This is a genomic window from Streptococcus sp. HMSC057G03, assembly GCF_001808745.1.
GTDB lineage: Bacteria > Bacillota > Bacilli > Lactobacillales > Streptococcaceae > Streptococcus > Streptococcus parasanguinis_Z.
In genome coordinates, this window is record NZ_KV794429.1 from 15,377 (window position 1) to 30,930 (window position 15,554).

The 15,554-nt window shown below is 37.2% G+C and carries 13 protein-coding genes and 1 other annotated feature; of the genes, 10 read left to right on the forward strand and 3 right to left on the reverse strand.

What is annotated here, in order from left to right; translation table 11 throughout:
- The 8 genes from HMPREF2686_RS10720 to rplL form a co-directional block, all read left to right on the forward strand.
- The coding region (locus HMPREF2686_RS10720; protein ID WP_261673680.1) for an LPXTG cell wall anchor domain-containing protein at window positions 1-2,595 on the forward strand (2,595 nt) is incomplete at its 5' end.
- Between the two features lie 146 nt (window positions 2,596-2,741).
- On the forward strand, window positions 2,742-3,251 hold the full coding sequence (locus HMPREF2686_RS07185) for a dihydrofolate reductase (RefSeq protein ID WP_049507821.1): 510 nt from the start codon (window positions 2,742-2,744) through the stop codon (window positions 3,249-3,251).
- Between the two features lie 208 nt (window positions 3,252-3,459).
- Window positions 3,460-4,692 (forward strand): ATP-dependent Clp protease ATP-binding subunit ClpX, encoded by a 1,233-nt coding sequence (clpX, locus tag HMPREF2686_RS07190; protein WP_045759487.1) that lies wholly within the window; start codon window positions 3,460-3,462, stop codon window positions 4,690-4,692.
- An 11-nt stretch (window positions 4,693-4,703) separates the two neighbouring features.
- Window positions 4,704-5,306, forward strand: coding sequence for a ribosome biogenesis GTP-binding protein YihA/YsxC (gene yihA, locus HMPREF2686_RS07195; RefSeq protein WP_003007440.1), 603 nt, complete (start codon window positions 4,704-4,706; stop codon window positions 5,304-5,306).
- A gap of 149 nt (window positions 5,307-5,455) precedes the next feature.
- Window positions 5,456-6,160, forward strand: coding sequence for a glucosaminidase domain-containing protein (locus tag HMPREF2686_RS07200; RefSeq protein WP_070449961.1), 705 nt, complete (start codon window positions 5,456-5,458; stop codon window positions 6,158-6,160).
- A 159-nt stretch (window positions 6,161-6,319) separates the two neighbouring features.
- Window positions 6,320-7,117, forward strand: coding sequence for a formate/nitrite transporter family protein (locus HMPREF2686_RS07205; protein WP_049507819.1), 798 nt, complete (start codon window positions 6,320-6,322; stop codon window positions 7,115-7,117).
- Between the two features lie 61 nt (window positions 7,118-7,178).
- Window positions 7,179-7,313, forward strand: a sequence feature (ribosomal protein L10 leader region).
- A gap of 38 nt (window positions 7,314-7,351) precedes the next feature.
- On the forward strand, window positions 7,352-7,852 hold the full coding sequence (rplJ, locus tag HMPREF2686_RS07210) for a 50S ribosomal protein L10 (RefSeq protein ID WP_003001722.1): 501 nt from the start codon (window positions 7,352-7,354) through the stop codon (window positions 7,850-7,852).
- Between the two features lie 75 nt (window positions 7,853-7,927).
- Window positions 7,928-8,296, forward strand: a complete 369-nt coding sequence (gene rplL, locus HMPREF2686_RS07215) for a 50S ribosomal protein L7/L12 (RefSeq protein WP_003001622.1) — start codon at window positions 7,928-7,930, stop codon at window positions 8,294-8,296.
- 204 nt (window positions 8,297-8,500) lie between these two features.
- On the opposite strand, the gene HMPREF2686_RS07220 is transcribed toward rplL, so the two are convergent.
- Together HMPREF2686_RS07220 and HMPREF2686_RS07225 are read right to left on the reverse strand one after the other, a co-directional pair.
- A complete protein-coding gene (locus tag HMPREF2686_RS07220; protein ID WP_070449964.1) occupies window positions 8,501-8,800 on the reverse strand; it encodes a tryptophanyl-tRNA synthetase in 300 nt (99 codons plus the stop codon).
- 140 nt (window positions 8,801-8,940) lie between these two features.
- On the reverse strand, window positions 8,941-9,906 hold the full coding sequence (locus HMPREF2686_RS07225) for a phage integrase N-terminal SAM-like domain-containing protein (protein ID WP_049496913.1): 966 nt from the start codon (window positions 9,904-9,906) through the stop codon (window positions 8,941-8,943).
- 788 nt (window positions 9,907-10,694) lie between these two features.
- Here HMPREF2686_RS07225 and HMPREF2686_RS07230 point away from each other — a divergent pair.
- A complete protein-coding gene (locus HMPREF2686_RS07230) occupies window positions 10,695-11,114 on the forward strand; it encodes a hypothetical protein (protein ID WP_070449966.1) in 420 nt (139 codons plus the stop codon).
- A 69-nt stretch (window positions 11,115-11,183) separates the two neighbouring features.
- Here HMPREF2686_RS07230 and HMPREF2686_RS07235 read toward each other — a convergent pair whose 3' ends face one another.
- Window positions 11,184-11,510, reverse strand: coding sequence for a helix-turn-helix domain-containing protein (locus tag HMPREF2686_RS07235; RefSeq protein WP_013903620.1), 327 nt, complete (start codon window positions 11,508-11,510; stop codon window positions 11,184-11,186).
- Window positions 11,511-11,670: 160 nt separating this feature from the next.
- Here HMPREF2686_RS07235 and HMPREF2686_RS07240 point away from each other — a divergent pair, with 160 nt between their 5' ends.
- Complete coding sequence (locus tag HMPREF2686_RS07240; protein ID WP_070449969.1) at window positions 11,671-15,510, forward strand: SEC10/PgrA surface exclusion domain-containing protein; 3,840 nt, start codon at window positions 11,671-11,673, stop codon at window positions 15,508-15,510.
- Window positions 15,511-15,554 lie beyond the last annotated feature (44 nt).

Below are 15,554 nucleotides of genomic sequence, written 5' to 3' on the forward strand. Positions count from 1 at the left end.
GGTACTTACACAGTAGCAGCAGACGGTACAGTGACCTTCGTACCAGAAAAATCATTCGTTGGAACTGCTCCAGCTGTAACAGTGGTTCGTGAAGATAAGAACGGAACAAAAGCTTCTGCGACGTATACACCAACCGTAACACCAGTTACACCAACTGCAGAAGATACAACATCTACTGACAAACAAGGTCAAACGCAAACAGGTACACCAACCTTCACACCAGGTAATCCAAATGTTCCAATGGATGATGATACACCTGCAACATTTGAAGATGGCTCAACAACCAAGACTATTCCTGGTGAAGGAACTTACACTGTTGCTCCAGACGGAACCGTAACATTTGTTCCAGAAAAATCATTCACTGGAGAAGGTACAGGCGTAACGGTTAAACGTGTCGATAAGAACGGTACTCCAGTTACTGCTAAGTACACACCAACTGTGACTCCAGTAACCCCAACAGCAACTCCAGCTGAATCAGAAGCACCTCAAGGTGTGGTTCAAACTGGAACTGTGACCTTCACCGAAGGTGACCCAGTTGCACCAATTGACAAAGATACCATTACTCTTCTTGATGAAAATGGTCAACCAGCAGAATCTGTAGTTGCTAAATCACCAGAAGGTAAAGAAATTGGTACTTTCACAGTTGATAAAGAAACTGGTGTTGTGACCTTCACACCAAAGGATAAATCATACTCAGGTGATGTGGTGCCAGTTAAGGTTCAAGCTAAAGATACAAACGGAACTGTCGCTGAGACAACTTACACACCGAAGATCACTCCAGTTGTACCAACTGCTGATCCTGCAACATCTACAGACATCCAAGGCCAAACACAAACAGGCACACCAAGCTTCACACCTGGTAACCCTGCAATCCCAATGGATGATAATGTACCAGCAACCTTTGAAGATGGCTCAACAACTAAGGTTATTCCAGGAGAAGGAACTTACACTGTAGCTCCAAACGGAACTGTAACCTTTGTACCAGAAAAATCATTCACAGGAACAGGTACAGGCGTGACTGTTAAACGTGTTGATAAGAACGGTACTCCAGTTACTGCAACCTACACACCAACAGTTACACCAGTAACTCCAACAGCTAAGCCAACAACATCTACTGATATCCAAGGTGCAACACAAACTGGTAAACCTGAATTCACTGAAGGTGACAGTCGTGTACCAATGAACGATGATGTTCCAGCAACATTTGACGATGGTTCAACTACGAAGACAGTAGATGGCGTTGGTACTTATACTGTAGCCCCAGACGGAACAGTGACATTTGTACCAGAGAAATCATTTGTTGGAACTGCACCAGCAGTGACAGTGGTTCGTGAAGATAAGAACGGAACAAAAGCTTCTGCGACTTATACACCAACTGTAACGCCTGTTACACCAACTGCAACTCCAGCAGTATCTACTGACATCCAAGGTGCAACACAAACTGGTAAACCTGTATTTACTGAAGGTGACAGCCGTGTACCAATGAACGATGATGTTCCAGCAACATTTGACGATGGTTCAACTACGAAGACAGTTAAAGGTGTTGGTACTTACACAGTTGCTCCAGACGGAACCGTAACCTTCGTACCAGAAAAATCATTCACAGGAACCGGTACAGGCGTAACAGTGAAACGTGTTGATAAGAACGGTACACCAATTACCGCAACTTACACACCAACTGTAACACCAGTTACACCAACTGCAGAACCAGCTACTTCAATTGGTAAGAAGGGTGCCACTCAAACAGGCAAACCAACCTTCACAGAAGGCGATAGCCGTGTACCAATGAATGACGGAGTTCCAGCAACCTTTGAAGATGGTTCAACTACGAAGACAATTCCAGGTGTTGGTACATACACAGTAGCAGCAGATGGAACTGTAACCTTCACTCCAGAACCAGAATTCACTGGAACTGCACCAGCAGTAACAGTAGTTCGTGAAGATGTAAATGGAACCAAAGCTTCTGCAACTTACACACCAACTGTCCTTCCAATCACTAAGTTTGTTGATAAAGATGGTAAGGAAATCCCAGGATATCCTACAGTTGATGGAGAAGAACCAAAAGCTGAAATTCCAGGTTACCGCTTTGTGGAAACGAAGAAATTGCCTAATGGTGATACTGAACACGTCTATGAAAAAGTTACGACTTCGTATGTAGACGAAAATGGGGACCCAATCCCAGGTAACCCAACAGAAGATGGGGAACAACCGAAGAAAGATATCCCAGGTTATGACTTCGTGAAGACTGTTGTAGATAAAGATGGAAACACTCAACATATCTACAAGAAGACTGTGACACCAACTCCAATGCCGGATCCAACTCCGACACCAGAGCCACAGCCACAGCCTACTCCACAACCACAACCGCAACCAACACCACAACCACAACCTAATCCACAACCAAAACCAGAAGAACCAACGATTCCTGTCGTTCCAGAAACGAAAGAAGAAGTGAAGTATATTGATCCACAAAATCCTACTGCACAACTTCCAAACACAGGAACAAAAGAATCTTCTACTGCTGGTCTTGCAATCTTTAGCGCTTTAGCAGGTCTCTCATTATTCGGATTTGCAAAACGCAAAAAAGAAGACTAAGCTAACTTGTGGCTAAGAAAAACCGCGAAATTCTCGCGGTTTTTTCTGTTTGTATTTAAAAAAATATCCTCCAAACTAGATAGTTGAAATCAGTCTTTTATAAGAAAATTTGATAAAATAGAAGTATCAGTGTAAAGGATGAGAGAATGAAAAAGATAATTGGTATCTGGGCTCAAACTGAAAATGGCATTATTGGGAAGGACCAAGTCATGCCTTGGCATTTGCCAGCTGAGCTTCAGCATTTCAAAGAAACGACCATGGGGCAAGCGATTCTTATGGGAAGAGTGACCTTTGATGGTATGAAAAAACGGGTTCTACCAGGTCGGACTAGCATTATCTTAACGCAAGATCAGGCTTATGATTCTGAAAATGATGCTGTACTCGTCATGCATAGCAAAGAAGAAGTCTTAGAGTGGTATCAGAACCAAGAGAAGAATCTTTACATTATTGGAGGCAGTCAGATTTTAAGGCTTTTCTCTGATCAGTTAGAAGAGTTGATCCAGACCATGATTCATGCAACGCTTGATGGCGATACATTGGCACCAAAATTTGATGAGAAACGTTATGAAAAGGTCCGTCAAGTTCCCCATCTGAAAGATGAGAAAAATCCATATGATTTTACGGTCAACTATTATAAGAGAAAGGATTTAGACTAATGGAGCGAAGTGTCTTTGGTTTTTTTACAGCTGTCCTATGTGTCATCTGTTTGATTTGCGCCTTACAAACCTTTCGTAAAAAACGGTTTGGCCTCGCTATTTTATTCTTACTAAATGCTTTTACCAATCTTGTGAATTCCATTCACGCCTTTTACATGACCTTATTTTAAACTAAATAGAAACAGAAAATGACAGAAAGAGGAAATACATGCCAACGAATCAAAACAATGATATGATGGTTTATTGCTCATTTTGCGGAAAGAGTCAAGATGAAGTCCAAAAAATCATTGCAGGAAACAATGCGTTTATCTGTAATGAATGTGTAGAGTTAGCTCAAGAAATCATCCGGGAGGAGCTTGCTGAAGAAGTCCTTGCTGACCTTAGTGAAGTTCCAAAACCAATCGAATTGCTCAATATCTTGAACCACTATGTCATCGGTCAAGATCGTGCTAAACGTGCCCTTGCTGTAGCGGTATACAACCACTACAAACGCATTAACTTCCACGATACGCGCGAAGACGAGACAGATGTTGAATTGCAAAAATCAAACATCCTCATGATTGGACCTACTGGTTCAGGTAAGACTTTCTTGGCCCAAACCTTAGCACGTAGCTTGAATGTCCCATTTGCTATTGCTGATGCAACAGCCTTGACAGAAGCCGGTTATGTGGGTGAAGATGTTGAAAATATTCTCTTAAAACTTCTTCAAGCAGCTGATTTCAACATCGAGCGTGCAGAACGAGGCATCATCTACGTCGATGAAATTGATAAGATCGCTAAGAAAAGTGAAAATGTCTCTATCACACGTGACGTCTCTGGTGAAGGAGTGCAACAAGCTCTCTTGAAGATCATCGAAGGGACCGTCGCTAGTGTTCCACCACAAGGGGGACGCAAACACCCTCAACAAGAGATGATCCAAGTGGATACCAAGAATATTCTCTTCATCGTAGGAGGAGCTTTTGACGGGATCGAAGAAATTGTCAAACAACGTCTCGGTGAAAAAGTCATCGGTTTCGGTAAGAACAATAAAGCCATCGATGAATCCAGCTCTTACATGCAAGAAATTGTAGCAGAAGATATTCAAAAATTTGGAATTATCCCAGAATTGATTGGACGTCTTCCAGTCTTTGCGGCTCTTGAGCAATTGACTGTTGACGACCTTGTCCGTATTCTAAAAGAGCCACGCAATGCCTTGGTAAAACAATACCAAACCTTGCTCTCTTATGATAATGTTGAATTGGAATTTGACGATGAAGCCCTTCAAGAGATTGCGAATAAAGCTATTGAAAGAAAGACTGGAGCTCGTGGTCTTCGTTCGATTATCGAAGAAACTATGATGGATGTCATGTTTGAAATTCCAAGTCAAGAAGATGTAAAACTTGTCCGAATCACAAAAGAAGCTGTTGACGGAACAGAAAAACCAGTTCTTGAAACAGCCTAGAAAGATAAAATATGGAAATTAACACACATAATGCGGATATCCTCTTAAGCGCTGCAAATAAGAGTCATTATCCTCAAGATGAGATTCCAGAAGTTGCACTTGCCGGTCGATCAAATGTCGGCAAGTCTTCTTTTATTAATACTCTCTTAAATCGAAAGAACCTGGCCAGAACATCTGGTAAACCAGGAAAAACCCAATTGCTAAATTTCTTCAATATCGATGATAAACTCCGTTTGGTAGATGTACCTGGTTATGGCTATGCACGTGTCTCTAAAAAAGAGCGCGAGAAGTGGGGACGGATGATTGAAGAATACCTCACCAGTCGTGAGAACTTAAAAGCAGTCGTTAGCCTAGTCGATTTTCGTCATGAACCTTCTGCTGATGATGTTCAGATGTATGAATTCTTAAAATATTATGAGATCCCTGTGATCTTAGTAGCGACCAAGGCAGATAAGATTCCACGTGGAAAATGGAATAAACATGAATCCATCATTAAGAAAAAACTAGATTTTGATCCATCAGACACTTTCATTGTCTTTTCTTCGGTAACCAAGGAAGGACTAGAGAAGTCATGGGATGCTATTTTGGAAAATGCGTTTTACGAAATAAATTGAAATGACATGAAAATGTCATTTTTGTTTTGGATTTATCTCGCAATTGTAATAGAAGTGTAATATAAGTGGCTTTGTTTTCTTCTATTTATATGGTATAATCTCTATAAAGATAAAAGATGATAAAAAATTAATTGGAGATAAATTGTATTATGAAAAAGAAAATACGGAATAAAACGAAATTATTTGGTTTGTTCGTTTCTGTATTAGCAGTGGGGACATTTGCTGCTGCTATGAGCGAGCACGTAACATCAGTTGGTGCTAATGATGGAACTTACCAAGCATACTCAAACCCAACTGAAGCTTTCATCTCACAAATTGGTGAGTCAGCTCGTCAGCTTGGTCAAGAGAATGATCTTTATGCTTCAGTTATGATTGCACAAGCGATCTTGGAAAGTGGATCAGGGCAGTCTGGTTTGTCTTCCTATCCACACTACAACCTTTTTGGGATTAAAGGAAGTTATGCTGGGCAATCTGCAGTGATGCAAACTTGGGAAGATGATGGTGCTGGAAATGCGTATACGATTAATGATGCTTTCCGTTCATACCCATCTTACTATGAATCATTGCAAGACTATGTAGCAGTTTTGAAACAAGGACATTTTGCAGGTGCTTGGAAGAGTAACACATCAAGTTATCAAGACGCAACAGCAGCTTTGACAGGTGTTTATGCGACAGATACTAGCTACTACGCAAAGCTCAATCATATCATTGAAACCTATAATTTGACTCAATATGATTCACCAAATGTTCAGGGTGGTATCACTGGTTCGGTATACAATCCATATCGTCAACAGTTCACTTCACAAGAAATCTTGAATTTGGATATCGCTTGGGCGAACCGTTTAAACTATTAAAAAAGAAAAGCAGGCAAATGCCTGTTTTTTTATTATTTCTCAGTATATGATTTAAAACGTATATATTATAAATTCAAGAATTCTTCCTGAAAACCTTTTCAAACTTTTCTCTCTATGATATAATGATTTTATTCACAAACATTATATAAGGAGAATATTATGTCTGAATCTAATTTCATTCAAAAAGTAGGAGCGGCGTGTAATAAGAAAGAGGATCTCTATCAGAAATCTAAAACGCGCTATGCAGTCCGTTCTATTTTTGCTGGAGGATTTCTTACTTTAAGTACGGCGGTCGGAGCAGTTGCCGCAGACTTATTAAATACCTTTGTACCTGGATCTGGTCGTTTTCTATTTCCATTCATCTTTGCCTGGGGCTTGGTTTATCTCCTATTCTTAAATGCGGAATTAACCACCTCAAATATGATGTATTTGACGGCGGGTACCTATCTAAAGAAAATTCATTGGAAGAAAGCGCTGGAAATTCTTCTTTATTGTACCTTCTTTAATTTAATTGGTGCTTTAATCGTCGCTTTTCTTTTCAATCAAACAACTGCCTTTGCACATATCGATCCAAAAGGTTTCCTAGCCACGGTAGCAGAAAATAAACTCCAACGAGGCAATCAAGTGGTTTTCTTTGAAGGAGTTATTGCCAATATCTTCGTAAATATTGCTATTCTTTCTTATCTATATTTCAAAGATGAAACAGCCAAGGTTCTCTTAGCCCTCTCAGCTATCTATATGTTTGTCTTTATGACCAATGAACACTTGGCTGCAAACTTTGCTTCCTTCTCATTATTAAGCTTTAATCCAGTTTCTAGCCAATTGCCGCATTTTGAATTTTTAAATATTTTACGTCACTATGGTGTCACCTTCTTTGCCAACTGGGTAGGAGGAGGAGTCCTAATGGGACTGGCCTATGCTTGGTTGAATAATATCAAGAGTCTCTACAACGATTAAAAAATATAAAAAAAGTTTGCAAAAGTACTTGCATTCTTTTTTTATATATGATAAACTAATCTACGGTTTGAAAAAACTGCCTAAGACAGTAGGGGAGCTCGACTCATAAAAATCCTACCGAGGACAAAACGTATCAATTAAAAGAAGCGTATTGTACTTTCGTGTCTAGGTTTGGGCGCGTTTTTCTTTTGGAAAAATTCCCCAAGCAAAATAATTACGGAGGTGAACACACTAATGAGTGAAGCAATTATTGCTAAAAAAGCGGAACTTGTTGACGTGGTAGCTGAAAAAATGAAAGCTGCTGCATCAATCGTCGTTGTAGATTCTCGCGGTTTGACAGTTGAGCAAGATACAGTTCTCCGTCGCAACCTTCGCGGAAGCGAAGTTGAGTTTAAAGTTATCAAAAACTCAATCTTGCGTCGTGCAGCTGAAAAAGCTGGTCTTGAAGATCTTGCATCTGTATTCGTTGGACCTTCTGCAGTAGCATTTTCTAACGAAGATGTTATCGCACCTGCGAAAATCTTGAACGATTTTGCAAAAGACGCTGAAGCACTTGAAATCAAAGGTGGTGCAATCGAAGGCGCTGTCGCATCTAAAGAAGAGATTCTTGCACTTGCAACTCTTCCAAACCGCGAAGGACTTCTTTCTATGCTCCTTTCTGTACTTCAAGCGCCAGTGCGCAACGTTGCTCTTGCAGTCAAAGCGGTTGCAGACAACAAAGAAGACGCAGCTTAATCTTAAGCTACGCAGCGTAGCCTAGCTACAAAAAATAAAAATATAAAATTTAAAACTTATTTGGAGGAAATAACAATGGCATTGAACATTGAAAACATTATTGCTGAAATTAAAGAAGCTTCAATCCTTGAATTGAACGACCTTGTAAAAGCTATCGAAGAAGAATTTGGTGTAACTGCAGCTGCTCCTGTAGCTGTTGCTGCAGCTGGTGCTGCTGACGCAGGTGCTGCTAAAGATTCATTCGATATCGAATTGACATCTGCAGGCGACAAGAAAGTCGGCGTTATCAAAGTTGTACGTGAAATCACTGGTCTTGGTCTTAAAGAAGCTAAAGAACTTGTTGATGGTGCACCTGGTGTCATCAAAGAAGGTGTTGCTGCAGCTGAAGCTGAAGAAATCAAAGGTAAATTGGAAGAAGCTGGAGCTTCAGTTACTCTTAAATAATAGAGTAACGCAAATTGAATGCGAAAGCCTAGTATATTAAGGTTAAGAATTGCTTAAGGTGATTTAAATCTTAAATAGGGGAGTTATTCCCCACCAAATCCCCGCCAAGTTAGATCTTGGCGGGGATTTTTTTCTACAACAAAATAGACACTATAATTCTTTTGTTAGTTTTATGATATGCAGAAATTATAGTGCTATTTTAACCTAAATCCAATCATTGCCTTCAACTGGTGCATATGCCCACCAGACCCAAGCTAAACCAAGATCGGTAGCTTGAATCATATTATTTTGCTTAGTAATTAAATTATGATGAAGTGCAAAATCAATGTATTCATCTAACTGATTTCTTTTATCAGCATAGCCTTCTTCAATTAATTTTGAGATTGATTCAGGTGAACTAACGTATTCTAAAAAGCTAGTGAAGTAGGTATCTGTTATTAATTTTTCACGAATTTCAAAATTTGAACCTTTGAATTCTCTTTGTAACTGATCTTTAATTGACATCTTTTTCTCCTTTAAATTTATACTATGTCTGTAAAATGTGTTAAAACTATTAGCCATACAATTTAAGTATGCCATAAAAACGTCGAAAAACTGTTTTTTTCCGTTTTTTTTCTTCATTTTTTAGTCGAAAATGAAATACTTTAAAGAATATAGTTGGTCACTGTAACGGATAGACGCCAGTGGGAAAGATGGAAGACCGAGACAGCCATCAAGGCTAAACGATTATATTTTGTAGGCAGGGCTGAATTTAAGGCTTTTTTATAGTTTGATCCACGAATTTTATAAGGTTCATCTCTTAGTTCATTAATGAAGTTTTTCTTTTGTTTCTCAAATTTCTTTAATGATTTATCCCTTAAATTTTGGTGACCAACCTCCCAACGTTCTATTAAAAAATTTTTTAAATTCACCTTGAAATTTGGATTATCTTGTAGTTTCTTCAAGTAGAAGTAATAACACTCTCTTGCATGTTGAGCTCGCATCCCATGTAGATTGATTAGATTATTCATTTCCACATCTGTAAAGATATAATCATCCTCTTGTTTATTTTTAAAAGTATCGAGGACTACTGGAACATCTTGAGGAAGAATAAGTTGAGGTTGAAATTTTCCTCCCTTCCCACGCTGAACTAAAACATAGTAATTTCCATTATTATCTTTTCGAATATCCTTTCCTTTTAATTTTTTTAATTCGGATCTACGAATCCCAACTGCCCTCTGAAAATTAACCAGCCGAGAGAAGCGAGAGTCTGTTTCTTGATGTTTACCTTGTGAGTTTTTTGATTTTACACGACCTCGGATAATTTTGTCGCTGGAACGCTTGTCTTTTCTAACTCTATTCATGTTGATATCAACTGCTTTACAAACAGGTGCTAGATAAGTATGAATGGTAGCAACAGAGTATTGTTTTGGATCATCATTTAGATCTAGTTGGTATAGTTGAATTACTTCTTCAGTAATATCTGATTTTTTCTTAATATTGTGTTCTTTAGCCCACTTTGTGAAGCGAGTAATTGCTCTTTTATAACTTGTTCTCGTTCGATTGTTTGTGATATTTTTTGAAGCTGCGATAAATAAATCGTGCTTGAGGGAATTTCTTTTTCTTGGCATTATACATTCCTTTCTATTTAAAATAATTACATAGTATTGTTAAACTGCCTCCCACCCTTTTTTTAAAAGCTGGGTATGCTTTTGATTCTTCCCATCGAGGCTAACTCTTGAAGTTTAATGTTTGCGATAGATTTTCAGTACTCACCGTGATCTATGTTTGGAAGGATCATAAAGATGTCATTGCTTGTTCGAGCTTATAAAACTTTTCTATTTTACTTTTTTTATTACATTATTTTTTTTACTTTGTTAAACTAGTTATTTTTTTAGTTTTTACTTTCATTTTTACCTTTTTTATTTTACTTTAAACACGTTTTTCTTTACTTTTTTATCTACTAAATGGTTATTCTTTACTTCATGTTATTCAGTAGAGAATAACCATTTAGATTTTCTTTCTTTTTTTCTTAGTTTTTTCCTTTGCAATGACTAGCATATGAGAAATAAGTACGTTAACCGTGCCCAGTAACAAACTTTCTCACCATATGACTAATGGCTCTACTTGCTCAATTTAATTTACAATAATAGTATGCCATATTTTGATAAAAATAAAGATAGAAGAAAAACATCGTTATTTTAGGAAAGGAAATGTTGTTTTTATTTTTACAGAAAAATGGCATACTAATAGTATAGATAAAAAAAGGCAGTGGTGAACTGTCTTTTTTTGTTCCTTAAAAAAGGGGGTAACAGATGCTCAAGAACAATCGTTTAATAATAATATTAAAGAGAGTAAGGCCACCGTGAAAATTCACGAATGAAAAATCTTTTTTTAATAATAATCGGAGGAAAACAAAATGAAAACGTATAAAAACCATGTGATTAATTTAACTCAACAATATATTTCAGAATTAATTAATCACAATGAAGAAGTTAATATTAGAATGTTTTATTCAACATTTGATGAGGATCAGTATATTTCAATCTTGAATGACCAAGATCAAGAAGTGTCATTCAATTTTGTAAATGATAGCATTGAAATTGAATTAATTGATCCGTTGTGTGAGAAAATTTTGATTACATTTGATACTGTAGAACAAACAGCTAAAATCCATCTTGTAATTAATTTTCTCTTAGATTTGTTTTTTAAATTTAATTGGCATGAATCAGTCGCAGCGTTATCAGTTGCAGATTTCTGGGAATTGATCAAGAATTACGAGGAAGACGAGCTCGATATGACGTTTGGTTACCCAAGAATCGCAGGCCGCAATAGCTAATAACCAAATTTTTACGCACAAAAAGAGTGGGAAAGGAATCGTTTTTATACTTATCCTTTTCCACTCTTTTTATTTTGTCTCGTTAATAATTGTGTTAATAGCTGAAATGACTTTATTTTGTTTGTACTCTGGTAAAGATTTGATAGTGTCGATAAGCTGTGCTAAGTCAGTACTTTCTTCTTTAAGTGTTAAATCAAAAAAAGTTTGTAGATCAACATTCAACGCATCTATAATTTTCTCCAGAGTACTAATTTTTATATTGGGCTCTAAATTTTCTAACTTATACGCGTAATTGGTACCAAGATCTGCTTTTTCTTCTAATTGTTCCTGAGTCATTCCTGACTGGGTCCGCAGAATCCGTATTCGTTTGCTTATATACTTTTGTAATTCTGACATTGCTCACCTCTTAAGACTATTTTACAGCCTTATAAGGTTAGGTTCTAGTTCTTAAAAGGTTGGTTACAACTTTACAAAGTTGCTAAAATATAGTATAATTCGGTTGTTTATAATTATATAGTGATAATTTGCTCAATACTCTATCATAAAGGTGGGAATTATGAAAAAGAAAACGATCAAAGCAACTGTATCTGCTGTATCAATAGCTACAGCTTTTGCGGGAATTTCCGTTGTACAAGCGGATGAAGTAACTGCAACTCAGCCAAATGAGTCAACATTAAGTACTGGATCGACAACTCCTTCGTCTACAAATATAAAACAAGTAGACGGAGTATTTGTACATAATGGAGTTGCAACTGTAACGAAAGCGCCAACTTCTGAAGTTGTAGAAGAAGCAAGAACGATCAAGGAAGAAACGGATCAATCGGTTTCAAATCAAGAAAGTGCATTAGAAGACGCTAAGACTTCGGAAGCAGTCGCTGGATCAAAAGTTTCCAAAGAAAGTGTTAACTTAAAGAATGCTGAAGCAAATAAAGAATCAGCTACGCCTGAAAAAATTGAAAAAACCAAGAATGAAATATCAGAAGTAAAAGCTGATATTGAGAAAAAGGAAACTTCACAAAAAGATGCAACTGATAAAGTTCTAGAAGCTGAGAAAGAACGTAATCAGCAATCAGATATTATTAAAAAAGATCAAGATAAAATTTCAGAGCAAGAAAAGAAAGTTTCGACAGCTGAGGAAGCAGTAGCAACTGCACAAAAAAATCTTGATGGTACTGGAGCATCGGAAATCATTGCTGAAAGAGACAAAGCAAAAAGTGATGTAGCTGAAAAAGAATCAGCAGAAGCAGCAGCGAAAAAGGCTTTGGACAATGCTATTAGCGAAGACAAAAATAAAGCTGAAGAACTCAGTAAAGCTTCTGCTGATGAAAAAACGCAACTTAGTGCCAGTCAAGTTTCTGCTAAACAATTAGTAGATGCTAGAAAGGTTGCAGAAGAAGCAGCAAGTGCATTAGTGAAGGCTCAAAAAGAGAAAGAAACTGCTCAGAAAGTTTTAGACGGCACTGGCGTTGAAGAAATAGTAGCAGAACGTGATGCGGCTAAGAAAAATTTAGATGCTAAAGAAGCAACTGAAAATATAGCAAAACAGGAACTTGATCGTGCCAAAGAAGCAGATGCTAAAAAAGCTACCGCACTAAAAAATGCAAAATCAATTGAAGCAGATCAAATAAAGAAAAGTCAAGAAACTGCAGCAAACTTGTCATCTGCTGAGGAAAAACTAAAACAAGCACAAGAGAATTTAAAGAAAGCTCAAGAAAATAAGGTTTCAGCTCAAAGTAATCTTGATGCTTCTGAATCACAACTTGCCCAAACAATCGTAAATCGTGATAGCAAAGCAAATGATTTAGCAAATAAAAAAAATAGTAAGATTAGTGCAGAAGCAGAGCTCAAAACAGCTAAAGAAAATGATGCTAAGAAAGCTTCGGATATTTCCACTTTAACTACTAAGAAAAAACAAGAAGAGGCAAAAGTAAATGAAACTTCAAATGAGCTAGCGAGTGCAACATCAGCAGCTCAGGAAGCAAAAGAGAATAAAGAGAAGGCTGATCAAGCGGTTGAAACGCTCAATAAACAAATATCAGCAATTAAAAATCTCACTATTCCTCAATTGCCTCAAGATGTCATTGATGCTTACAAGACTTATCTTGCCGATGACACAGATGCAAATAAAAATGCATTGAACGATGTTATCCAAAAATGGTTCGCAGGTAGTAAGTATGATTTTGGTACTCCTGTTACTGAGTATTCTCCAGAACATCAAAATGTTTTCATTAAAGATTGGTCTAATAAAGATATTGTCTTGCCTATCGACGACTCAGAAGTTGATTTAGACAACCTCACCGATAAACAAATTGAAGCTCTGAGCCAATATTATGCTCTTCTTTCAAATAATCTTCAAGACCAAGTTTGGGGTAGCCATCATTATATCGTCACTGAAGAATCAGTTCAGGGTGTCAAAAACATTGCAAAAGCCTATGCTGAAGAAAATAAACCATATAGTACAAGTCATAGTGATACTGCTCTAGCGAAAGATGGATTAGATTCCATTGCATGGGCTGGCGAAAATTTGAATTTTAACAACACCTTGCTTGGATACGGAGCATACTACTCAGAAGCGAAAGAAACTCGTAGAACTACAATGTCTCAATTGTATCGTGAAGTATATGATTCAGTGATTAGCTTCATCACAAATGATGTTCATGCTTACTTTGGTCACATGAAGCTCATGATTGGGGAAAAAGCTCCTACAAAAACTCGTGCTGTAGGCGCTGCAAACAGCTTTACCGCTAGTGGTGTTGGCCGTATGCACTTTATTGAATTTAAAGGTCAGGATGCTCATCTTGAATATGTTAAAGATGAACAAACTGGAGAATATCATTTAGTAAGCGTTGATGACTACTATGATAAAGGAATTGCTAAACCTTTAGCTACTCCATTTGATACTTCAAAAATGGAAGATGAATTAACAGCTGCTAAAGCTAAACAGACTGCAGCAAATACAGCAAATAATTCTGCACAGAATCGTTTGGAAAAAGCTAAATCAGAAAATGATTCAAGTACAAAAGCTCTCAAAGAAACGACAGCAAAATTAGATGCTCTGAAAGCTACTCCTGATCAAACACCTGCAGCTACTACTAAATTGGAAATCGCTACACAAAATTATAATGAAGCACAAACCCAATTTAATAAGGCTCAAGATGCACTCGATCAATTAAATGCTGATATTCAAAGCAAGCGTCAAGCTTTAGCAAATGCAAAAGATGATTTAGACCAGGCCACAACAGCAGAAGTAAAAGCTAAATCTGATCTTGAAAAAGCAAAAGTAGAAATTCAAAATGCAAATCAAAATCTGAAACAAACTCAAAAACTAGTAGCAGAATTGATGTCAGTTCCTGATCAAACTCCAGGTGCACAGAAGAAATACGACAATGCGAAACAACTAAAAGAAGAAGCTGAAACAAGATATATCAAAGCTCAAACAGCTCTGGATAACTTAAATGCAGACCTTCAAGTTAAGCAAAAAGCATTAGAAACTGCAAAAGAGGAGCTTGAAAAAGCAATAGCAGCAGACAAGACTGCAAGAAACAATTTAGATGAAGCAACAAAAATTCATGAAAAACATTTGGCAGCCTTAAATGCTACACGTCAAATGATTGCAAGATTAAACTCAATCTCTGATAAGACACCTCTTGCACAAAAGAATTTAGATGAAGCTTCTAAACAATTGTTTGTTGCAAAGACTCGTTATGCAAAAGCACAATCAGCGGTTGAAAATCTAAATGCAGATATTCAAACAAAACAAAAAGTTTTAGCAGATGCGCGTGCAGATTTGGATAAAGAATTTAAAGTACTTTCAGATCTTAAAGCTGAAAAAGCTACGGATGAAGCAGAACTCAGAAACCGTCAGAATAAAGTTGAAGAGTTAAAAGTTAAAGAAAGTCAAATTAAGTATGAAATTTCTAAATTAAAGACTCACTTAGTTGCTTTAGAAACACTTTTAGATCATCTTGAAAATGCTGATGCATATTTGATGAAAGCAAAAGGAGCATATGACAATGCAGTTGAAGAGCACCGTTTAGCACTTGAGAATGTAGCAAGAGAGGAAGCTAAACTTAAAACACTTCTACAAGATCAATTGGATGCAACTGCGCAATATGAAGCAGTTAGGGAAGCCTATTTAAATACTCGTACAAGACAAAGCGAAGTCTTTAACGATAAAGTAGATCACAAGATGATTTCTCTGAATCCTGCGTTAGAAAAGAGTATACCAGAAAGTACTTCTAATGAACGAGTATATAGCTATGCTGGAAATCAAGCTAAATATGCTGCAAATAGAGCCTTGCCTAATACAAGTTCAATTGAGAATTGGTTAGTGTTTGCAATGGGAATTGTTCTTTGTAGTTTTGGTATTTCAGTATCACGGAAACATCGTGATTAATAAAAGCTGGTAAGTATTTCTTATTGTAGTAATGAATAAAAGTT